This window comes from Mycolicibacterium sp. SMGY-1XX, assembly GCF_059132455.1.
Map to the genome: position 1 here is coordinate 4,339,132 of NZ_CP101139.1, position 20,625 is coordinate 4,359,756.

The following is a 20,625-nucleotide window of genomic DNA, read 5'->3' on the forward strand; positions in this document are numbered from 1 at the left end:
GAGTGGCACTTCTACTGACCAGAACCGTAGATGGCGTCCGAACCCGGCTGGCAGGATGAGCGCGTGCCCGCCACTTCCTCTCCGGTCCTGTTGCTCGACGGCGCCAGCATGTGGTTCCGCTCCTTCTTCGGGGTGCCCTCCTCGATCAAGGCCCCGGACGGCCGCCCGGTCAACGCGGTGCGCGGATTCCTCGACGCGATAGCCACCCTGGTGACCCAGCAGCGGCCGGGACGGTTGGTGGTGTGCCTGGACCTGGACTGGCGGCCGCAATGGCGGGTGGACCTCATCCCGTCCTACAAGGCGCACCGCGTCGAGCAGGAAAACCCGGACGGCACACCGGATGTCGAAGAGGTTCCCGATGAGCTGACCCCGCAGGTCGAGATGATCATGGAACTGCTCGACGCGTTCGGGATCGCCACCGCGGGGGCGCCGGGGTTCGAAGCCGACGACGTGCTGGGCACGCTGGCTGCCCGCGAACGTCGCGATCCGGTGGTGGTGGTCAGCGGCGACCGCGATCTACTGCAGGTGGTCACCGACGAGCCGGTGCCGGTGCGGGTGCTCTATCTCGGCCAGGGGCTGGCCAAGGCGGTGCTGTGGGGTCCGAAAGAGGTGGCGGACAAGTACGCGCTGCCCGCCGAACGCGCCGGTGCGGCCTACGCGGAGCTGGCGGTGCTGCGCGGGGACCCCTCCGACGGACTGCCCGGCGTTGCGGGCATCGGCGAGAAGACCGCGGCGACACTGCTGGCACAGCACAAGTCCCTCGACGGCATTCTCAGTGCCGCCGAAGACCCGAAATCGTCTGTGCCGAAAGGTGTTCGGACCAAGCTGAAGGCGGCTGCCGACTATCTGGAGGTGGCCGGGACCGTGGTGCGGGTGGCCACCGACGCACCCGTCACGCTGTCCACCGACACGGATGCGCTGCCGCTGGCCGCCGCACATCCCCGCAAGGTGGCCGACCTCGCGAAGGCGTACGGGGTCAGTTCGTCGATCGGCCGGCTACAGCAGGCGCTGGACCAGCTGGACTAGCGGGATCAGCGGGGCCGGCCGACCTCATAGGTGCCGTTGTCGTCCTGGAACGTCACCGTCACCTGGCGCTTGGTTCCATCGATGCTCACCTCGCAGTCGAAGGTGTCGCCCTTTTTCACCGTCGGGCTCTCGCCGCCGTTGCAGGTGACGTCCTCGACATTGGTGGCGCCGTAGCCATTGGCCTCATCGGTGAGGATCTGCTGCACACCCTCCTGAGCCTTGGTCACATCGAGTTTGGTGGTGACGAAGAAGCCCGGCTTCCAGAAGCCGAGTACCAGGACGACGGCCACGATGATGGCGCCGAGCACGCCCAGGATGGTGCCGACCGCGGCCATCGACTTCTTCGAACCCTCGTCACCGGGCTGCTGACCGTAGGGATACTGCCCGGGCTGGCCGTACTGCGGTTGCCCCGGCTGACCGTACTGGGGCTGGCCGGGCTGACCGTACTGCGGCTGTTGGCCCGGGTAGCCGTACTGCGGCTGCTGCCCGGGCTGGCCGTACTGGCCGGGCTGCCCGTACTGCGGGTAGGCGCCGGGCTGAGGGTAACCGGGCTGGCCCTGCGTCGGGTACTGCTGCGGGTTGTATCCCGAGGTCTGGCCGCTGGCCGGCGACTGATACGGCGAATACTGCTGCTGCGGAGGCGGATACGCCGGCGGCTGCCAGCTGGGCGCCTGCTGGGTGGGCTGAACCGACTGCCCGCCGCTGGGCGGCTGCCACGCGGGAGTGGCCGTGGTGGGCTGTTCGTTCGACGGCTGCTGCCAATGCGGGGCGTCGCCGGTGGGCTGGTCGGACGAACCACTGGAGGGCTGATCCTGACCTTGCTGCCCCTGCCAGGGCTGCGTCGGATCGGTTCCCTGAGGTCCGGTCATCGTCTCTCCTCATCCTCTTCCACTGGCGCTCGACATAGCCATCCGCCAGGCGCTCGGCTTGCCGCATCCAACCGTATCGCTGGCAACACCCTACCCGCCATCAACAGCCACGACGCCGCGCCGCACGTCGTTGATCGCACGTTTTGCCGCGGTTCGCAGCGCGGGTTCACGGGCGGCGTTACGCACCTGGTCCAAAAGGTCGAGGACCTGCCGGCACCACCGCACGAAATCGCCCGCAGACAAGGTCGAACCTGCGGCGGCCTCATCGGAAGCCGCCAGCGCCGAGGACAGGTCACCGGTGGTGGCCCAGCGGTACATCGTGTTGACGAAGCCCTCGTCGGGCTCCCGCGACGGCGCGATCCGGTGCCGGTTCTCGTCGGCGCGCAGCTGCCCGGACAATCGGCGGGTCTGTGCCAGCGCGCGCCGCACCCCCGCGCTGGACACCTCGTACGCCCGTGCCGTGGGACCGTCACCTCCACGGGTCTCGAACACCACCGCGGACAACACCGCGGCCAGTTCGGCCGGCGCCAGACCGTCCCACGCCCCGGTGCGCAGGCACTCGGCGACCAGCAGGTCGCTCTCGCTGTAGATCCGGGCCAGCAACCGGCCGTCCTCGGTGACGTTCAGATCGGCAGCGTCGGTGCCGGTTTCTGTGATGAAACCGCGTTCGGTGAGCAGCCCGACGATCCGGTCGAAGGTCAGCGCCAGGGAATTCGTGGCAACGCCGATCTTCTTCTGCAGCAGCGCGTTGTCCCGCTCGACCCGCAGATACCGCTCGGCGACCCGTGTCCTGGCTTCGCGATCGCCGGCACCGTGTGACGGGTGCTGCCGCATCCGTTCCCGCAACTCGATCAGCTCGGGGTCGACATCACGTTCCTGAGCGGCCTGGCCGCGGCCTCGTTTCCCGCCGGGGATCACCAACCCCTCGGCCGCCGAGCGCAACGCCGACGCCAGGTCACGACGGACCCTCGGCTGCCGGTGCTCGACGCGCTTGGGCAACGCCATGGTGCCGATCGGACCGGGACCGCCGGCGTAGTCGGCCGACGAGATGCGACCGGCCCACCGATGTTCGGTGAGCACCAGCGGCCGGGGTTCGTCGCTGTCCTTGTCGGATTCCAGCACCACCGCCAGACCACCATGCCGCCCGGTGATCGTGATGATGTCGCCGCGGCGCAACGAGGCCAGGGCGTCGCTGGCGGCCCGGCGGCGCTGCAGCCGCGAGGACCTGGCCTGCGCGCGCTCCTTTTCGGAGATCTGACCGCGGAGCCGGACGTAGTCGAGCATCGGCGCGTCGCGACCACCGAGTTCGGCAGCGATCTCGTCGAGCATGCGTTCGCCGCGTTCGACACCGCGCACCAGACCGACCACCGACCTGTCCGCCTGGTACTGCGCAAACGACTTCTCGAGGAGCCGACGGGCCTGCTCGGGCCCCATCTGCTGCACCAGGTTGATGGTCATGTTGTACGACGGCGCGAACGAACTCCGCAGCGGGAAGGTGCGGGTGGACGCCAGGCCGGCTACCTCGGCGGGTTCCACCTCCGGGGTCCACACCACCACCGCGTGGCCCTCCACGTCGATACCGCGGCGGCCGGCGCGCCCGGTCAGCTGGGTGTACTCCCCCGGTGTCAGCGGCGCGTGCTGCTCACCGTTGAACTTGACCAGCTTCTCCAGCACCACCGTGCGGGCCGGCATGTTGATGCCCAACGCCAGCGTCTCGGTGGCGAACACCGCCTTGACCAGGCCGGCGGTGAACAACTCCTCCACGGTGTGCCGGAAGATCGGCAGCATCCCGGCATGGTGGGCGGCCAGACCACGCAGCAGGCCTTCCCGCCACTCGTAGTACTCCAGGACGGCCAGGTCGGCGTCGGGCAGGTCACCGCAGCGCCGGTCGATGACCTCGGCGATGCGCGCCCTGTCCTCGTCGGTGGTCAGCCGGAGCGACGAACGCAGGCATTGTTTGACCGCGGCATCACAACCGGCCCGCGAGAACACGAAGGTGATGGCGGGCAGCAGGCCTTCGCGGTCCAGCGTGGCGATGACATCGGGCCGGCTCGGCGGGCGGAAGAAGCTGGGCCGGCCCCGGTCCCGGTCGCGGGGCGAGCGACCACGGCCGCGAGGCTGCCAATCGGTGAGCCGCTCGGCTTCGCGCCGATGGGCGATGTGGCGGACCAGCTCCGGATCGACCAGCAGGCGCTGCTGATTCACCTCGGGCCGGTGCTTGTCGAGGTCGAACAGGTCGAACAGCCGCTTGCCCACCAACATGTGCTGCCACAGCGGCACGGGACGGTGCTCGTCGACGATCACCGTGGTGTCGCCGCGCACGGTCTGGATCCAGCCGCCGAACTCCTCGGCGTTGCTCACCGTCGCCGACAGGCTGACCAGCCGCACCTCGTCAGGCAGGTGCAGGATCACCTCTTCCCAGACCGCGCCGCGCATCCGGTCTGCCAGGAAGTGCACCTCGTCCATTACCACGTACGAAAGACCCTGCAGCGCATGAGAATTCGCATACAGCATGTTGCGCAACACTTCGGTGGTCATCACGACGATGGGCGCGTCGGCGTTGATCGACACGTCGCCGGTCAGCAGCCCGATGCGTTCCGGACCGTAGCGGCGCACCAGGTCGGTGTGTTTCTGGTTGCTCAGCGCTTTGATCGGTGTGGTGTAGAAGCATTTCCGGCCCGCCGCCAACGCCAGGTGGACGGCGAACTCACCGACCACCGTCTTGCCGGCACCGGTGGGGGCGCACACCAGCACGCCGTGACCGTTCTCCAGAGCCACGCACGCACGCTGTTGGAAACCGTCGAGCGGAAAAGGCAGTTCCGCGCTGAATTTCGCCAGTTCGCCGGGCGTGGCCACCTCAGGTGATGTCATCGTGGGCGGGCACCGGGGTGGGCGCCTCGACGGGGCTCGGTGTTCCGATGGTGGACGCTTCGTCGTCGGCCAGCTCTTCTCGGGCCTCCCGTTTGGCCTTGCGCTTGTCGTGGATGCGGCCGATCTGGATGGCGAACTCCATCAACAGCGTCAGCGACAGCCCCAGCGCCAGCATCGAGAACGGGTCCGAACCGGGCGTGGCGAACGCCGCGAAGATGAACACCGCCATGATCAGCCCACGCCGCCACGCCTTCAGTTTCTCGTACGGCAGCACACCGACCAGGTTGAGCATGATGATCAGCAACGGAAACTCGAAACCCACACCGAACACCAGCAGCAGGTTGATCAGGAAGCTGAAGTACTGGTCACCGGAGAGCGCGGTCACCTGCACGTCGCTGCCGACGGTCAGCAGGAAGGCCAACGCCTTCGACAGCACCAAGTAGGCCAGCAGTGCGCCACCGATGAACAGCACCGCGGCCGACACCACGAACCCGACGGCGAACCGGCGTTCCTTGGCGTACAACCCCGGCGTGATGAAACCCCACAACTGGTAGAACCACACCGGGCAGGCAAGCACGATGCCGGCCAGCAGCGCGACCTTCAACCGCAGCATGAACTGGTCGAACGGCGCCGTCGCCAGCAGCCGGCACCCGCCGTCGGGGGTGATCTCGGCGCGCGCCGACGCCGGCAGCGCACAATACGGGCCGCGTAACCACTCACCCAGGCTGTCCAAGCCGAACAGACCGTGGCTGTACCACCAGAACCCGAAGATGGTGGTGACCACCACCGCGGCAGCCGAGATCAGCATCCGGGTACGCAACTCCCGGATGTGGTCGACCAACGACATCGTGCCGTCGGGGTTCGTCTTGGCGCGACGTCGACGAGGGTCGAGCCGTTTGAACACGCCGGGGGTCTTCACAGTCTCAAGCTTTTCGCGTCGTCAAGACACGGTCAGCCAGCCGCACCCGAGGGTGGGCTGGCTGGTGTCCGCAGTGGTCAGGCGGGGCGGGCGTCGGTGGGGCTCGGAGCCGGGGCAGGCTGCGGGGTGTCCACCCGCTCGGACTGCACCACAGTCGGCGTCACCGTCGGAGGCTGCGGCGTCACCGTCGGCTGCTCCTTGTCGTTCTGAAGTTCCTTGACCTCGGACTTGAAGATGCGCATCGACTTGCCCAACGAGCGAGCCGCATCCGGCAGCCGCTTCGCGCCGAACAAGAGCACGAACACCGCGATCAAGATGATCCAGTGCCAGGGTTGCAGAGCACCCACTTCGGTTACCTCCAGATTGTTCGGGCCGTGCGCTTGCGATGCTACCCCGCTGCCGCGTATGCGCCCAGTGCGGCGACCGCGGCGTCACGCACCTGCGTCGCCAATTCCGCTGGCGCCAGGACGGTCACCACGTCCCCGAGACCCAGCACCAGCCGCGTCATCCACTCCGGGCTGCCATAGGTCATCTCGGCCTCGAAATGACCGTCGGGCAACTCCCGGATCGAGCGCAGCGGGTAGTACTCGAACATCCACGACGCTGCCGGTGCGATCCGCAGTGTCGCCGACTGCAGGCTCGGGTCCAGCGTCGAGTCCGCGTCGGAGCTGAACAGCGAGGTGTCCGGCGGGTTCTGCAGCACCGGCTCCGGCGGCGCCGACCGCTCCTCCAGAGCGGTGGCGTCGACGATCCGGTCGAAGCGGAACAACCGCACCCCTTCGGCTTCGCGGGACCACGCCTCCAGGTAACTGTGGTCTCCCACCAGCAGGATCCGGATCGGGTCGACCAGCCGGCTCGACAGCGTGTCCCGCGAGGCCGAGTAATACTCGATGACCAGAGCTCTCTCCCTGCGCACCGCCTCGCGGACGGTCGCGGCAGCACGGCTCTCCGCGGGTGCGGGTTCCGCCTCGGCCGATACGCCGTGCGACACCGCTCCGGCCGCCGACTCGATCTTGGCGATGGCGCTGCGGGCCGCCTCGGGATCCACCACACCCGGCACATCGGCCAGCGCGCGCAACGCCACCAGCAGGCCGGTGGCCTCCGGGGAAGTCAGCCGCAGCGGTTGGTCGATGCCGGCCGAGAACGTCACTTCGATGGTGTCCTCGCCGGGGAAGGCGAAGTCGATCAGGTCGCCCGGGCCGTAACCGGGCAGGCCGCACATCCACAGCTGGTTGATGTCGTCACGCAGTTGTTTGGTGGTCACGCCGAGATCGCTGGCCGCTTCGGCGAAAGTGATCCGCGGGTTGGCCTGGAAGTACGGGACCATGTTGAGCAGCCGGACCAACCGAGTCGACACGTTGCTCATGGGCGATCCGCTCCTGCTAGGGGCACTTGCGCTTTCAGTCGTTCGATCACGTCCTCGCGCAGCCACGCCGGCTCCAGCACCACCGCGTCGGGGCCGTAACCGGCGACGTCGCGGGCCAATCGGTCCCGCCACCCGATGTCGAGTTCGACGATCTCCCCGGCGCGGCCCCCGAGTGTGTGCGGTCCGACCGCGGTTCCGGCCCGGCGCAACGCGGTGGCGCGGCCGTCGGCCACCCACACCCGGGCCAGCAGGCCGCTGGGCGCCTCACCGACCACCTGGGTGACGATGGCGCGCAGATCGATTCCGTCGGGTTTGGTCACCGCGCCCTCCGGGCCGACGGCCTTGACGTCATCTCCGATGCGGGACAGCCGGAAGGTACGGGTGGCGTTGCGGTCACGGTCATGGCCGACCAGGTACCACCGCCGGTTGACGGTGACCACACCCCACGGCTCGACGGTACGCACGGTGTAGGGGTCGGTGCGCGACGCCCGGTGCGGAAACTGAACGGCGCGACCCGAATTGGTCGCCGCCAACAGCACGCCGAGCACGTCCTCGGAGCCCCGCAAACCGGGCAGTCCAGCGGCGCTGGAAATGGCGACGCCGGCGGCCGTCTCCGGTTCCACGGCCACCCCCGCCGCGCGCAGTTTCAGCAGTGCACCCTGGGTGGCGGTTGCGAGTTCGGGTGACTCCCACAGCTGGGTGGCCACCGCGACCGCGGCCGCCTCGTCGGCGGTCAGCTCGATATCGGGCAGCGCGTAGGCATCCCGGTTGATCCGGTACCCCTCGGTGGGGTCGAACGATGACACCCGACCGGTCTCCAGTGGGATGCCCAGGTCGCGCAGTTCGTTCTTGTCGCGTTCGAACATCCTCGAGAACGCCTCGTCACTGGGGCTGTCGCTGTACCCGGCGACGCTGCGGCGGATCCGCTCCGCGGTGATGTAACCGTTAGTCGACAGCAGCGCGATGACGAGGTTCATCAGGCGTTCGACTTTGGAGATCCCCACGGATGAGACCTTAGAGGTCTGCCCCGCGCCAGGCTTACATCGACGCGATCAGCCGTTTGACCCGTTCGTCGACGGCCCGGAACGGGTCCTTGCACAGCACCGTGCGCTGCGCCTGGTCGTTGAGCTTGAGGTGCACCCAGTCGACGGTGAAATCGCGACCGGCCTCCTGCGCGGCGCTGATGAACTCACCGCGCAGCTTGGCGCGCGTGGTCTGCGGCGGCGTCTCGACGGCTTCTTCGATCTCCTCGTCGGTGGTGATCCGGGCCGCCAGACCCTTGCGCTGCAGCAGGTCGAACACCCCACGACCACGCTTGATGTCGTGGTAGGCCAGGTCGAGCTGGCTGATCTTCGGGTCGGACAGGTCCATGTTGTAGCGGTCCTGGTAGCGCTGGAACAGCTTGCGCTTGATCACCCAGTCGATCTCGGTGTCGACCTTGGCGAAATCCTGGCTCTCCACCGCGTCGAGTTGACGGCCCCACAGGTCGACCACCTGCTCGATCTGCGGGTTGGGTTCGCGGGTCTGCAGGTGCTCGACGGCGCGGGCGTAGTACTCGCGCTGGATGTCCAGGGCACTGGCCTGCCGGCCACCGGCCAGCCGCACCGGGCGCCGGCCGGTGAGGTCGTGGCTGACCTCGCGGATGGCGCGGATGGGATTGTCCAGGGAGAAGTCGCGGAACGGCACCCCGGCCTCGATCATCTCGAGCACCAGCGCGGCGGTGCCCACCTTGAGCATGGTGGTGGACTCGCTCATGTTGGAGTCACCGACGATGACGTGCAGCCGGCGGTACTTCTCGGCGTCGGCGTGCGGCTCGTCGCGGGTGTTGATGATGGGCCTGCTGCGGGTGGTGGCGCTGGAGACACCCTCCCAGATGTGCTCGGCGCGCTGACTCAGGCAGAACGTGGCGGCCTTCGGCGTCTGCAGCACCTTGCCGGCACCGCAGATCAGCTGGCGGGTGACCAGGAACGGCAGCAGCACATCGGAGATGCGGGAGAATTCGCCGGCGCGCACGATCAGGTAGTTCTCGTGGCAGCCGTAGGAGTTGCCCGCCGAGTCGGTGTTGTTCTTGAACAGGTAGATGTCGCCGCCGATGCCTTCGTCGGCCAGGCGCTGTTCGGCGTCGATCAGCAGGTCCTCGAGCACCCGTTCACCTGCACGGTCATGGGTGACGAGCTGGATCAGGCTGTCACATTCGGCGGTGGCGTACTCCGGGTGGCTGCCCACGTCCAGGTAGAGGCGCGCGCCATTGCGGAGGAAGACGTTGGAACTGCGGCCCCACGACACCACCCGGCGGAAGAGGTAGCGGGCCACCTCGTCCGGCGAGAGCCGCCGGTGGCCGTGAAAGGTGCAGGTAACACCGAATTCGGTCTCGATACCCATGATTCGTCGCTGCACGTCTTCGAGCGTACAAGCTGGTCGGTCACGGTGGTGGGCAAGCACGCCGTAACGGTTCGGTCGACGCGTCCTGTGGATGAGTGTCGACCTGCCCTCCGGTCGCGGTGCCACCATGCGCCATGCCGGAAAGACCGTCGGTTTCGCAGGCCCGCGCATGGCAGCCTGAGACGCTCGCCGACCTTGCCGATGCGTGGGATCACGCCGCAGGCGGGGTGCAGATCCACCTGGATCAGGTGGCCCGCACAGCGCTCGGCACGACGGAGTTCTGGTCGGGGTCGGCGGCCGAGGAAGCCCGTGCCCGCGTCGAGGAGCTCACGGCGCCGGGCCGCCGGGCCGCGCGCGCCTTGATCGCCGCGGCGGCGGCCGCCCGCGACGGTGCGCGGCAGATCGGGCAGGCCCGCCGCGATGCGCTGCACATCGCCGACAGCGCCGCCGCCGAAGGTTACGGCGTGGCCGAGGACGGGGTGGTGACGGCTCCGGCCGCTGCGCCGGAGCTACTGCGGCTGCTGTGTGGCGGGGCGGAGACGGTGGCGGCAGAGATGATGGCCACGCGCGCAACCGAACTCACCCGGGAACTGGTGACAGCGCTGCATCGCCTCGGCGCTGCCGACCGCGAGACCGCACGCGAGATCGACGTGGCGTTCACCCACGGTCCCCCGCCGGCGGCCACGGTGCCGGCCGGCGCCTGGACCATGACACCGCGCGAGATCGTAGGAGCGTGGTCCGGGATGAGCCAGGACCGGATCGCCGAACAGTTGGCGTCCATGCCCGCAGCGCAGCGCGAGCAGCTGGTCATCGATGCGCCACGAGAAGTGGGCAACACCGACGGTGTGCCGTGGCCGATGCGGATGGCGGCCAACCGGATCAACGTCGCGGACGCCATCCTCGAGCAACGCCGGATCGTGGACATACCCGCCGAAGACAAGGTACGCCGGATGTTCGCCGCCGGACTGGGACTCGACGACGGCAGTGCCGAACGGCTGTGGCTGGCCGCCCATGCCGACCCCGCCGTGCGGGCGGCGATCGTGGCCACCCACGACCGGGAAGCGGCGGCCCGCATCGACTTCTACGAGGGGCTGCTGGCCGATGTGCCCGATCCCACGAACCGCGACGGCGCCGAGGTACCCCGTCAGCTCATCGCCTTCGACCCCGACCGCGCGTCCTTCGTGGAACTCACCGGCGATCTGAGCACGGCCACCAGTGTGGGCGTGGTGGTTCCGGGTCTGAACACCACCATCGCGGGATCGGCAGCCGATACCGAGACCTCACGGCGGTTCGTCGCGGCCGGCGGCGGTGACGTCGCGATGCTCACCTATTTGGGTGGACCGTTCCCCACGGGTGCCTGGGCCGCCGGGGTGATCGACGCCGGAAAGCCCACATATGCCCTGGACATGGCCCCACGACTGGTGGCGTTCAGTGAGGATGTCCACCGGGCGGTGGCGGCCGCCGGCCGAGACATCCCGGTGACCTATATCGGGCATTCTTACGGCGGGTCGATCCTGGGTACGGCCGAGCAGTTGGGCCTGACCGCCGATCGCACGGTCTACGTCGCTGCCGCCGGCGCGGGTATCGGTGTCGACGGCCCCGACGACTGGCACAACCGCAACCCTGAGGTGCAACGGTTCTCGATGACCGCACCCGGGGATTGGATCGAGGCGGTACAAGGACTTCCGCTGAGCCCACACGGCGCCGATCCCGACACCATGCCTGGTGTGGTGCGCCTCGACACCGGCTATCGCCTCGACGGCAGCCCGATGGCCGGGCCCGCCGCGCACAGCGCCGTGATCAACGAACCGTCGGATGCGTGGCACAACATCCTGGCGGTGATCACCGGCGACTGGAAAGCACTTGATGTCGAAGGGGTCAATCTGGCGCGCTGACCGGCGCCGTTGCCGGGTGATAACTTCACGACCGTGGGGGGCCGCACCGTCGCTATCCAGTTCGTGCGCGCCGCGCTGGACCTGGCCCGCGCGGGTGGGTACGACGCGCGAGAGGCGCTGGAGATCGCCGCCATCCCGGCGGAACTGGTGAGCGCCGACGCGGCCCGGGTGACCGAAGCGCAGGCGGCGCGCCTTGTCCAGGCGCTGTGGGACATTTCGGATGACGAGTTGGTGGGCGCCGGCCCGAAACCCGTTCCGCGCGGCACCTTTCGCATGATGACCCTGGGTCTGATCCATTCCCCGACACTGGGCGACGCGCTCCGACGCCTGGCCGAATTCGTGGGTATCGGAATGGGTTTCAAGGTCGGGCTCGTCGAAATCGAGGGTGGTGCCCGGCTGGTGCTCGGGGGGCGGGCCCACCCCCACCTCAGCCAACCCGTCGCGGCGATATTCCTGGCAGTGGTGCACCGCTTCGCCGGCTGGCTGATCGGCGAGCACATCGAACTGAGCAGTATCCGACTGCCCGGACCCGGTCCAGCCGAATCAGCGGAGTACCAATCGGTTTACGGCGTGGCGCCGGAGTTCGGCGCCGAGACGGCGGCACTCACCTTCGATGAGCGGTACCTGCGTTCGGCGGTGGTCCAGAGCGAAGACACCCTGCGCGAGTTGATCCGAGAATCGCCCAGTGCTCTGCTGTTTCGTCAGCACTACCGTTCGAGCGCCGCCAGCCGGGTCCGCAGGATCCTGGAGCACAGCAGCACACCGGGAGCCGTCTCCCTGCAGACCGCCGCCAAACTGCTGACCGTCAGCACCCCGCACCTGCGGCGGCTGCTGCACGACGAGGGCACCTCGTTCCGCCGGCTCAAAGAGGACGTGCTGCGGGACGAGGCGGTGGCCAGCCTGGTGGGTGGGCGCGAGACCGTCGACGCCCTGTCCGAACGCCTCGGGTTCTCCGAGCCCAGCGCGTTCCGTCGGGCGTTTCGCCGGTGGACCGGCAGCCCGCCCAGCTCGTACCGCGGCGGCCAATGAGCGGTTGGGTCACAAAACCTGAGCGCTAACGTCCTCTTCTTGCGCTGCACCCGACCTTAGAGTCGGCGTGAAAGGTCGCGGCGGTCCGCCAACGAGGCTGCCGCACAACACATTCAGGAGATGCTGATGTCCGCTGCCGCAACCGTCCTGGCCACCGCGTTGGTTTTCAGCCCGGTCAGCGCTCCCCCGACACCCACCTACTTCTTGGGCGGCACGGATTTCTCCGGCACCGGGACCGTCACCGACGGTGACATCAACTGGCTGCTGGACGGCTACCTCACCGGCGCCCAGAACGTCACCTATCCCCGCGCCTACACCCACATGGACGCCTCCATCGACGTCGGCGCCGACGCGATCGTCGACATCCTCGGCAATGCTGACGGCCCGGTGCGCATTGCCGGTGTATCGCAGGGCGCGCTCGCGATCGCCGACGCCAAACGCGCGCTCATGGCGCTCGACGAGCAGGACCGACCAGCAGCCGACGACGTGGTGTTCGTGGCCGTCGGCGACCCCAGCTCGGCCACCGGCATCGGCGGCAGGCTGCCGGGACTGCACGTCCCGTTCATCGGCGTGACGTTCCTGCCCGCACCGGACACACCGTACGACACCATCATCGTCACTCGTGAGTACGACGGCCTGGCCGATTTCCCGGACCGTCCGCTGAATCTCATCGCCACGCTCAACGCGCTGGCCGGGATCGTCTACGTGCACCCCATCTCCTACGGACCCGACGCCGATCTCTCGGCGATACCGGACCGGGACGTCACCGAGACGGTCAACAGCCTAGGCGGGACCACCACGTCGTACTTCATTCAGAACGACCGCCTTCCGCTGCTGCAACCGTTGCGAGACCTCAACGTCGACGAGCGGATCGTGTCGGCCATCGAGCAGCCGCTCAAACAGATCGTGGACGCGGGTTATTCGCGTAACGACGCTCCGGCGGCCGAGGCGAACTCCGACGAGGACGACGTTGAGCGGACAGTGAAGAAGCGCGCCGGGGAACGCAAGGCCGAGCGCAATTCCACCTCGGATGCCACCCAGAAGCGATCGCGCTCCGACGAGCACAACGACCGGCCCTCGAAGCGGGCGCGCGCCGACAAGTCAGCCGACAAGCCCGACCACAAGGCCGAAGCGGCCTGACCGACTACTCGGCAGATTCCGCCTGCGGCAGAAGCGCATCGAGCGCGGCCCCGGTGATGCGGCGGAACGCACGCCGGGGTCGGTTCACGTCCAGGATCGCCACCTCGAGGGTGGACGGACCGAGGGTGCGCTGCTCACCGTTGGCGCCGCTGGCCTGCAGCGCGTTGACGGCGATGTTCACCGCGTCGCCCAGGCTGGCGTTCTCGGCGTAGGAGTCCTTGAGCGCGGTGGCGATGGGTTCGGTGGTACCGCCCATCACGACGAAATGCGGTTCGTCGGCGATGGATCCGTCATACGTGATGCGGTACAGCTCGGGCGCCTTGGTCTCACCGTAGTGCGCCACCTCGGCGACGCACAGTTCCACCTCATAGGGCTTGGCCTGCTCGGTGAAGATGGTGCCCAGCGTCTGGGCGTACACGTTCGCCAGCTGGCGGCCGGTGACATCGCGGCGGTCGTAGGCGTAGCCGCGGGTGTCGGCGAACTGGATGCCACCGCGACGCAGATTGTCGAACTCGTTGAACCGGCCCACGGCGGCGAAGCCCACCCGGTCGTAGAGCTCGCTGACCTTCTGCAGCGAGCGCGACGGGTTCTCGGCGACGAACAGCACACCGTCGGCGTATGCCAGCACCACAACACTGCGACCGCGAGAGATGCCTTTACGGGCGAGCTCACTGCGCTCACGCATCGCCTGTTCGGGCGAGATGAAATACGGGAAACTCATGAAACTGGGGCCTCACCGGCGTCGGGTCCGAAAGTGTCTGTGCGGGAACGGCTTGCGATCACTTCGCGAGCCAGTTCGGCTATCCGCGCCTCGGTGATCTCCTCGGCCCCTTCGGCACCGATGGTCACCGCGGTGGGATAGATGCCCCGCACCAGATCCGGTCCGCCGGTGGCGGAGTCGTCGTCGGCGGCGTCGTAGAGCGCTTCGACCGCCACCCGCAAAGCCGATTCGGCGTCGGTGACACGCGAGTACAGCTTCTTGATGGACGACTTGGCGAAGATCGAGCCCGAGCCCACCGACTGGTAGCCCTCTTCCTCGAGATTCCAGCCACCCGCGGCGTCGAACGACACGATGCGCCCGGCGCCCGCCGGGTCCGGGTCGTCGACGTCGAAGCCCACCAGCAGCGGTAGCGCCACGAAGCCCTGCAGAGCGGCCCCGAGGTTGCCGCGGACCATGATGGCCAGGCGGTTCACCTTGCCGGCAAACGTCAGCGGCACACCTTCGAGCTTTTCGTAGTGCTCCAGCTCCACCGCGTACAGCCGGGCGAACTCCACGGCAATGGCCGCGGTGCCCGCGATGCCGGTGGCCGTGTAGTCGTCGGTGACATACACCTTCTGCACATCGCGGCTGGCGATCATGTGGCCCTGGGTGGCGCGCCGATCACCGGCGATAAGCACCCCACCGGGGTACTTCAGGGCGACGATCGTGGTCCCGTGCGGCAGATCAGCACCGCTGCCAACCGGTTGGACACCGCCCGTCGGCAACAACTGCGGCGCTTCGCGGCGCAGATGGTCAGAAAAAGACGAGAGATCGGAGATGGGGGAACTGGTATTCAAGCGGTTGTTGAACTGCCAGGTCACTGGCCGCCCTTTTGGACGTATGCGCGGACGAAGTCCTCGGCGTTCTCCTCCAGGACGTCGTCTATCTCGTCCAGCAGGTCGTCGGTTTCCTCGGCCAGCTTCTCGCGACGCTCCTGGCCCGCGGCCGTGCTGCCGGTGGAATCGTCGTCATCGCCGCCGCCACCGCCACGCTTGGTCTGCTCCTGAGCCATCGCTGCCTCCTCTAACTAGGTTCCTCCACAGTACCGGTCAGCGCCCGGATTGCCGGGCATCCCGGATCACCGTGAAATCAATTTGTCAGCTGCTCCACCAGCTCCACGGCTGAGTTCACCGAGTCCAGCAGCGCACCGACGTGGGCCTTGCTACCGCGCAGCGGCTCCAGCGTGGGGATCCGGACCAGCGAATCGCCGCCCAGATCGAAGATCACCGAATCCCAGCTGGCCGCCGCGATGTCGGCGCCGAAGCGGCGCAGGCACTCGCCGCGGAAATACGCGCGGGTGTCCGTCGGCGGGTTGTCCACGGCGTCGAGGACCTGCTGCTCGGTGACCAGCCGCTGCATCGACCCGCGGGCGACGAGGCGGTTGTAGAGCCCCTTGTCCAGGCGCACATCGGAGTACTGCAGGTCCACCAGGTGCAGCCGCGGCGCCGACCAGGCCAGGTTCTCGCGGTTGCGGAACCCCTCCAGCAGCCTCAGCTTGGCCGGCCAGTCGAGCAGGTCCGCACACTCCATCGGGTCACGTTCCAGCAGATCGAGCACATTGGCCCACGTCTCCACCACGTGCGAGGCACGCGGGTCAGGGTCGCGGCTGTCCACCAGCTTGGCCACCCGATCCAGGTAGATGCGTTGCAGCGCAAGCGCTGTCAGCTCCCGGCCGTCGGCCAGGGCGACGGTGGCCCGCAGACTGGGGTCGCGGCTGATGACGTGCACCGCGTGCACGGGGCGGGCCAGCGCCAGATCAGAGAGGTCGATCCCCTCTTCGATCAGGTCGAGCACCAGGCTCGAGGTACCGACTTTGAGGTAGGTGGACGTCTCGGCCAGGTTCGCATCGCCGATGATCACGTGCAGACGGCGGTACTTGTCGGCGTCGGCATGCGGCTCGTCGCGGGTGTTGATGATGCCGCGCTTGAGGGTGGTCTCCAGGCCGACTTCGACCTCGATGTAGTCGGCGCGCTGAGACAGCTGGAAACCGGGCTCGTCGCCCGACGGGCCGATACCCACCCGGCCCGAGCCGGTGACAACCTGGCGCGACACCAGGAACGGGGTGAAACCGGCGATCACCGCCGAGAAGGGGGTCTGGCGGCTCATCAGGTAGTTCTCGTGGGTGCCGTAGGAAGCACCCTTGCCGTCCACGTTGTTCTTGTAGAGCTGCAGTTTGGCGGCCCCCGGCACGCTCGCGACGTGGCGGGCGGCGGCTTCCATCACCCGTTCCCCGGCCTTGTCCCAGATGACGGCGTCCATCGGGTCGGTGACCTCGGGTGCGGAGTACTCCGGGTGCGCGTGGTCGACGTACAGGCGGGCGCCGTTGGTGAGGATCATGTTGGCCGCGCCCACCTCGTCGGCGTCGACCACCGGCGGCGGGCCGGAGGCCCGGCTCAGGTCGAATCCGCGGGCGTCACGCAGCGGCGACTCCACCTCATAGTCCCAGCGGGTGCGCTTGGCGCGCTGGATTCCGGCGGCGGCCGCATACGCCAGCACCGCCTGCGTCGACGTGAGGATCGGATTGGCCGTTGGGTCGGACGGCGACGAGATGCCGTACTCGACCTCGGTTCCGATGATCCTTTGCATGGGACCAGCCTAGGGCCGGTCGACGAGCCCGAGGTACGAGGGGGAGGAAGGGCCGGCCCCAAAGCACCCAGGCCGGTCGACGAGCCCGAGGTACGAGGGGGAGGAAGGGCCGGCCCCAAAGCACCCAGGCCGGTCGACGAGCCCGAGGTACGAGGGGGAGGAAGGGCCGGCCCTGATTACCCGAGGGGCCTACTCGTGCGGCGATTGTGTGGTGCAGTTACGGACGTTATGACCACGTACCTGTTGCACAACATGACACTCATCGACGGCTCCGGCGCCGACCCGGTGACGCAGGCCGCGGTGCTCGTGAAGGACGGTCGGATCGGCTGGGCCGGGGCCGAGTCCACCTACACCTCGGCGGAGCCCGTCACCCGGGTTGATCTCGGCGGCCACACCGTGTGCCCCGGGTTCTTCGATTGCCACGTGCACTTCGCACTGCCCGGTGCCGGCGGCTCACCACTGGAGCATGCCCTCAAGCCGCCCTCGTACGAGCTGTTCCGTCTGCTCGAGCGACTGCGGGTGACGCTGCACAACGGGGTGACCACCGCCCGTGACCTGATGGGCATCGACCCCGGCGTGCGGGAGGCGGTGGCCGACGGGCTCATCGAAGGACCGCGGCTGCTGGTGGCGATCAACATGCTGTCGCAGACGGCCGGGCACGCGGACCTCCATCTGCCGTCAGGTCTCGATCTGGGCCCGCTGATCGGCGCCCGCCTCGTGGATTCGGTGGATGCGGCCCGGCTTCGTGCCCGCGAACTCATCCGGGCCGGCGCCGACGTGATCAAGGTGGCTTCCAGCGGCGGTGTCTCCTCCCCCAACGACGATCCGTCCTGGCTGGGTATGCGCCGCGAGGTGATCGCCGCGATCGTCGAAGAGGGGCAGAACCTCGGCGGCCGGCCGGTGGCCGCCCACGCCATCGGCTACGCCGGCATCCGCGCGGCGGTGGAAGCCGGGGTGCACAGCATCGAGCACGGTTACGAAATCGATGACGAACTGCGCGCCCAGATGGTGGCGCAGGGCACCTTCCTGGTGCCGACCCTGCTGGAGACCATGACGCCGGTGACGGCGTCCCCTCAGGGTGCCGCCAAGAGCGCCAAATGGCACGCTCTGGCCCATGATTCGTTGGCTGCGTCGGTGGCGGCCGGCGTTCGCGTGGCGGTGGGCACCGATGCCGGACTCTCACCTGCCCACGGCACCAACCTCGCCGAGCTGGGACTGTTGGTGCGGTTCGGCGGGCTCACCCCGATGCAGGCGATCGTGGCGGGCACCAGCGCCTCCGCCGAACTGTGCGGTGTCGCCGACCGGTTGGGCACGGTTGCCGCGGGCAAGCTCGCCGATCTGGTTGTGACGCGCGGTGATCCACTCCAGGACATCGACTCCCTCGGCATGCCGGAGAACATCCTGTTGGTGATCAAAGACGGCCGGCCGGCCAGCAACCGCGGCGGATTCACGGTGCCCTGATGACAGACAACCCTGAGCGGGTGGCCGCCGAGAGTTGGTTTCTGCGGCATGGCCTGCCGGCGGTGCTTCGCCCGGGCTCGCTGGTACGCCGGGTGTGGCCGCGTTCGGCGCCGGCGCTGAGCGGCTTCGCGGTGCTCATGGCGAATTCGGTACTGGTGGTTGCGGTCACGGGGCAACACACCATCGACATCGATGGCGCGCCCACCCGCACCGAATGGTTTGTCCTGGGACTGCTGCTGATCGTGGTGCCGGTGGCCGCCCTGGTGGGATGGCTGGTCTCGCGGTTGGACTTTCGCTGGCGCACCGTCGCGTCGGGCCTGTCGATCCTGGTGATCTATGCCGGCGCGTTCTTCGGTGGAGTGAGCGCACACGAACCGGTCAACATCATCGGTGACACCATCGTCGTCGCCCTGATATTGGTCTGTACCGCAACAGGAGTCGGTGCCATCCTGGCGTGGTCGGCCCGGGTGACGATGGAGAACCTGGCGTCGGTGGGCAGCCTGTTCGTCCGGGCTCTACCGGTGGTGCTGCTGACCGTCCTGGTGTTCTTCAACTCCTATGTGTGGGTGATGGCGTCGACGGTCAGTCGGCCACGCCTGTGGTTGGCGCTGCTGTTCCTGTTCGCCGTCGCGGCGGTGTTCCTGGTGTCCAGCACGATGGAGCGGGTGCGGCCCATCCTCGACCCGAACGCCAAGAAAGCCGAGGACGCCGCCAGCCTGGTCGGCACCCCGTTCGAGGACATGCCGGACCGGCCGCGGCGGGTGCCGCTGTCGCGTGCCGAACGGTTGAATGTCGGCTTCGTCCTGGCGCTGAGCCAGATCGTGCAGGTGCTGACGGTGTCGATCGTGACGGCGCTGATCTTCTTCACCCTCGGGTTGATCCTGTTGAGCCCGGAACTGCTGGCCGCGTGGACACGCAACGGGACCTCGGACGGGCAGTTCCTGGGCATGACGATCCCGGCACCGGATGCGCTGATCCAGACCGCGATGTTCCTGGGCGCCTTGACGTTCATGTACATCAGCGCCCGTGCAGTGGCCGATGCCGATCAGCGCAGCCGCTTTCTGGACCCGCTGGTCGAAGACCTGCGGCTGACGATGGTGGCGCGCGACCGCTACCGGACGGTCACCGCGGAGCGCTGACACAATATGGCCGTGGCCGACATGCAGCGCGTGCACGACTGGTTCCTGCACCGGGGGCTGCCGTTGGTGCTGACCCGGCGGGTGCGCTCGCACGCGCTGATCGAGCGGTCGGCCCCCGCCGTGGCCGGGGTGGGCGCCCTGACCGCGGCCGCGATGGCGCTGGCGCGCTGGACGGGCGACGACCCGGACTACGGGTACATCGTGCGGCTGGGCATCATCGCGGTGCTGCTGATCGCGGCGCCGTTCGTGTTGAATGTGCTGCACCAGCGCGACACTGCCGCCTCTGAGCGGGGCAGGCGCACGGCCGCGCTGCTGGTCATGGCCATGTTCGTGGTGGTGATGCCGGTGACCGTCGACGGCTGGTCGGCCGCGGCGGTGGCTGAAGCGCCGGTGTTCCTGCTGGTGACACTGCTGACGATCTGGCTGACCTACCTGGGATTCGGGTCGATTGCGTTGTGGGCCTTCCGGTTCGCCTCCATTCAGCTGGGTGCCCTGGGGAACCTGATGAGCCGCGCGCTGCCGGTGCTGATGCTGACCGTGGTGGTGTACTTCACCGGCGAACTGTGGCAGCTCGCCGCCCGCATGAGCCGCGAGAGACTTTGGCAGACAGTCGGATTCCTGGCGATCATCGCACTTCTGTTCATGGTCACCACGATTCGTGACGAGGTGCGCGCCTTGCGCGAGGACCGCTCCGAGCAGTCCGACCCGGCCGCGCTGTTGGTGGATACGCCGTTGGCGGACCTGTCCGGCCGTTCCGAGCGCACCCCACTGTCGGTGGCCGAGCAGATCAACGTCGTCGCCGTCATGGTGGTGTCCCAGGCGATCCAGGTGGTGTTCTTCACCGCCGGGATCTTCGCGTTCTTCCTGGCGCTGGGCATCATCGCCGTCCCCGATGACGTGACGGTGCTGTGGTCGTCGCAGGAGAGCTGCCCGGTAGGCGAGCCACCCTGTGCGGGAACGTGGTTCGGCGTGCACGTGCCGGTTCCCCAGACCGTGGTGCACACGTCGCTGTTCGTGTCCGTGTTGTCCGGGCTGTACTTCACCGTGAGCACCTCGGTGGATCCCCTGTATCGGCAACGGTTCTTCGATCCGCTGATCGCCGACGTGGCGGTCAGCCTGGCCGGCCGCGACGCGTATCTGACCTTGGAGCGCTAGGTTTTTTGTCGTACCCTTCTGCTTTGA

Annotated in this window: 18 protein-coding genes; 7 read left to right on the forward strand and 11 right to left on the reverse strand. The window is 68.1% G+C overall.

The window, feature by feature from the left end:
• Positions 1-63 precede the first annotated feature (63 nt).
• Positions 64-1,026 (forward strand): 5'-3' exonuclease, encoded by a 963-nt coding sequence (locus tag NL241_RS20935; protein ID WP_487694894.1) that lies wholly within the window; start codon positions 64-66, stop codon positions 1,024-1,026.
• Positions 1,027-1,031: 5 nt separating this feature from the next.
• On the opposite strand, the gene NL241_RS20940 is transcribed toward NL241_RS20935, so the two are convergent.
• The 7 genes from NL241_RS20940 to pafA all read right to left on the reverse strand — a co-directional run bounded on the left by NL241_RS20940 (position 1,032) and on the right by pafA (position 9,448).
• Positions 1,032-1,895, reverse strand: coding sequence for a DUF4333 domain-containing protein (locus tag NL241_RS20940; protein ID WP_487694895.1), 864 nt, complete (start codon positions 1,893-1,895; stop codon positions 1,032-1,034).
• A 90-nt stretch (positions 1,896-1,985) separates the two neighbouring features.
• Positions 1,986-4,766, reverse strand: a complete 2,781-nt coding sequence (locus NL241_RS20945) for a DEAD/DEAH box helicase (RefSeq protein ID WP_494394931.1) — start codon at positions 4,764-4,766, stop codon at positions 1,986-1,988.
• Entirely contained in the window at positions 4,753-5,685 is a 933-nt protein-coding gene (tatC, locus tag NL241_RS20950; protein WP_487694899.1) for a twin-arginine translocase subunit TatC, read from the reverse strand. The genes NL241_RS20945 and tatC overlap by 14 nt, the downstream gene beginning before the upstream one ends.
• Before the next feature lie 77 nt (positions 5,686-5,762).
• Entirely contained in the window at positions 5,763-6,032 is a 270-nt protein-coding gene (tatA, locus tag NL241_RS20955) for a Sec-independent protein translocase subunit TatA (RefSeq protein WP_487694900.1), read from the reverse strand.
• Positions 6,033-6,073: 41 nt separating this feature from the next.
• Positions 6,074-7,051 (reverse strand): helix-turn-helix transcriptional regulator, encoded by a 978-nt coding sequence (locus tag NL241_RS20960; protein ID WP_487694901.1) that lies wholly within the window; start codon positions 7,049-7,051, stop codon positions 6,074-6,076.
• The gene (locus tag NL241_RS20965; protein WP_487694987.1) at positions 7,048-8,028 is read right to left on the reverse strand and encodes a helix-turn-helix transcriptional regulator; all 981 of its coding nucleotides are present in this window, start codon (positions 8,026-8,028) and stop codon (positions 7,048-7,050) included. The genes NL241_RS20960 and NL241_RS20965 overlap by 4 nt, the downstream gene beginning before the upstream one ends.
• A gap of 61 nt (positions 8,029-8,089) precedes the next feature.
• Complete coding sequence (gene pafA / locus NL241_RS20970; RefSeq protein ID WP_487694902.1) at positions 8,090-9,448, reverse strand: Pup--protein ligase; 1,359 nt, start codon at positions 9,446-9,448, stop codon at positions 8,090-8,092.
• Positions 9,449-9,567: 119 nt separating this feature from the next.
• On the opposite strand from pafA, the gene NL241_RS20975 reads away from it, so the two are divergent.
• The 3 genes from NL241_RS20975 to NL241_RS20985 all read left to right on the forward strand — a co-directional run bounded on the left by NL241_RS20975 (position 9,568) and on the right by NL241_RS20985 (position 13,497).
• Positions 9,568-11,328: an alpha/beta hydrolase gene (locus tag NL241_RS20975; RefSeq protein WP_494394932.1), complete on the forward strand. Its 1,761-nt coding sequence runs from the start codon at positions 9,568-9,570 to the stop codon at positions 11,326-11,328.
• 33 nt (positions 11,329-11,361) lie between these two features.
• Entirely contained in the window at positions 11,362-12,357 is a 996-nt protein-coding gene (locus NL241_RS20980) for an AraC family transcriptional regulator (RefSeq protein ID WP_494394933.1), read from the forward strand.
• 126 nt (positions 12,358-12,483) lie between these two features.
• Positions 12,484-13,497: a PE-PPE domain-containing protein gene (locus NL241_RS20985; RefSeq protein ID WP_487694906.1), complete on the forward strand. Its 1,014-nt coding sequence runs from the start codon at positions 12,484-12,486 to the stop codon at positions 13,495-13,497.
• 4 nt (positions 13,498-13,501) lie between these two features.
• On the opposite strand, the gene prcA is transcribed toward NL241_RS20985, so the two are convergent.
• The 4 genes from prcA to dop all read right to left on the reverse strand — a co-directional run bounded on the left by prcA (position 13,502) and on the right by dop (position 16,843).
• The gene (prcA, locus tag NL241_RS20990) at positions 13,502-14,218 is read right to left on the reverse strand and encodes a proteasome subunit alpha (protein ID WP_487694907.1); all 717 of its coding nucleotides are present in this window, start codon (positions 14,216-14,218) and stop codon (positions 13,502-13,504) included.
• On the reverse strand, positions 14,215-15,078 hold the full coding sequence (gene prcB / locus NL241_RS20995) for a proteasome subunit beta (protein WP_494394934.1): 864 nt from the start codon (positions 15,076-15,078) through the stop codon (positions 14,215-14,217). Before prcB ends, prcA begins: the two co-directional genes overlap by 4 nt.
• On the reverse strand, positions 15,075-15,269 hold the full coding sequence (locus NL241_RS21000; RefSeq protein WP_487694910.1) for a ubiquitin-like protein Pup: 195 nt from the start codon (positions 15,267-15,269) through the stop codon (positions 15,075-15,077). The genes prcB and NL241_RS21000 overlap by 4 nt, the downstream gene beginning before the upstream one ends.
• A 77-nt stretch (positions 15,270-15,346) precedes the next feature.
• Positions 15,347-16,843, reverse strand: coding sequence for a depupylase/deamidase Dop (gene dop, locus NL241_RS21005; protein WP_487694912.1), 1,497 nt, complete (start codon positions 16,841-16,843; stop codon positions 15,347-15,349).
• A gap of 228 nt (positions 16,844-17,071) precedes the next feature.
• Here dop and NL241_RS21010 point away from each other — a divergent pair, with 228 nt between their 5' ends.
• The 3 genes from NL241_RS21010 to NL241_RS21020 are packed head-to-tail and all read left to right on the forward strand — an operon-like array spanning position 17,072 to position 20,598.
• Positions 17,072-18,304 (forward strand): metal-dependent hydrolase family protein, encoded by a 1,233-nt coding sequence (locus tag NL241_RS21010; protein WP_494394935.1) that lies wholly within the window; start codon positions 17,072-17,074, stop codon positions 18,302-18,304.
• Positions 18,304-19,443 carry a hypothetical protein gene (locus NL241_RS21015; RefSeq protein WP_494394936.1) on the forward strand — a complete coding sequence of 380 codons (1,140 nt, stop codon included), beginning with the start codon at positions 18,304-18,306 and terminating at the stop codon, positions 19,441-19,443. The genes NL241_RS21010 and NL241_RS21015 overlap by 1 nt, the downstream gene beginning before the upstream one ends.
• Positions 19,444-19,449: 6 nt before the next feature.
• A complete protein-coding gene (locus NL241_RS21020) occupies positions 19,450-20,598 on the forward strand; it encodes a hypothetical protein (RefSeq protein ID WP_494394937.1) in 1,149 nt (382 codons plus the stop codon).
• Positions 20,599-20,625 lie beyond the last annotated feature (27 nt).

Coding starts and splice junctions, on each gene's coding strand:
- NL241_RS20940 (WP_487694895.1), bottom strand. CDS start 1,895: ATGACCGGACCTCAGGGAACCGATCCGACGCAGCCCTGGCAGGGGCAG.
- NL241_RS20945 (WP_494394931.1), bottom strand. CDS start 4,766: ATGACATCACCTGAGGTGGCCACGCCCGGCGAACTGGCGAAATTCAGC.
- NL241_RS20960 (WP_487694901.1), bottom strand. CDS start 7,051: ATGAGCAACGTGTCGACTCGGTTGGTCCGGCTGCTCAACATGGTCCCG.
- NL241_RS20965 (WP_487694987.1), bottom strand. CDS start 8,028: ATGAACCTCGTCATCGCGCTGCTGTCGACTAACGGTTACATCACCGCG.
- NL241_RS20975 (WP_494394932.1), top strand. CDS start 9,568: ATGCCGGAAAGACCGTCGGTTTCGCAGGCCCGCGCATGGCAGCCTGAG.
- NL241_RS20985 (WP_487694906.1), top strand. CDS start 12,484: ATGTCCGCTGCCGCAACCGTCCTGGCCACCGCGTTGGTTTTCAGCCCG.
- prcA (WP_487694907.1), bottom strand. CDS start 14,218: ATGAGTTTCCCGTATTTCATCTCGCCCGAACAGGCGATGCGTGAGCGC.
- NL241_RS21000 (WP_487694910.1), bottom strand. CDS start 15,269: ATGGCTCAGGAGCAGACCAAGCGTGGCGGTGGCGGCGGCGATGACGAC.
- dop (WP_487694912.1), bottom strand. CDS start 16,843: ATGCAAAGGATCATCGGAACCGAGGTCGAGTACGGCATCTCGTCGCCG.
- NL241_RS21010 (WP_494394935.1), top strand. CDS start 17,072: ATGACCACGTACCTGTTGCACAACATGACACTCATCGACGGCTCCGGC.
- NL241_RS21015 (WP_494394936.1), top strand. CDS start 18,304: ATGACAGACAACCCTGAGCGGGTGGCCGCCGAGAGTTGGTTTCTGCGG.
- NL241_RS21020 (WP_494394937.1), top strand. CDS start 19,450: ATGGCCGTGGCCGACATGCAGCGCGTGCACGACTGGTTCCTGCACCGG.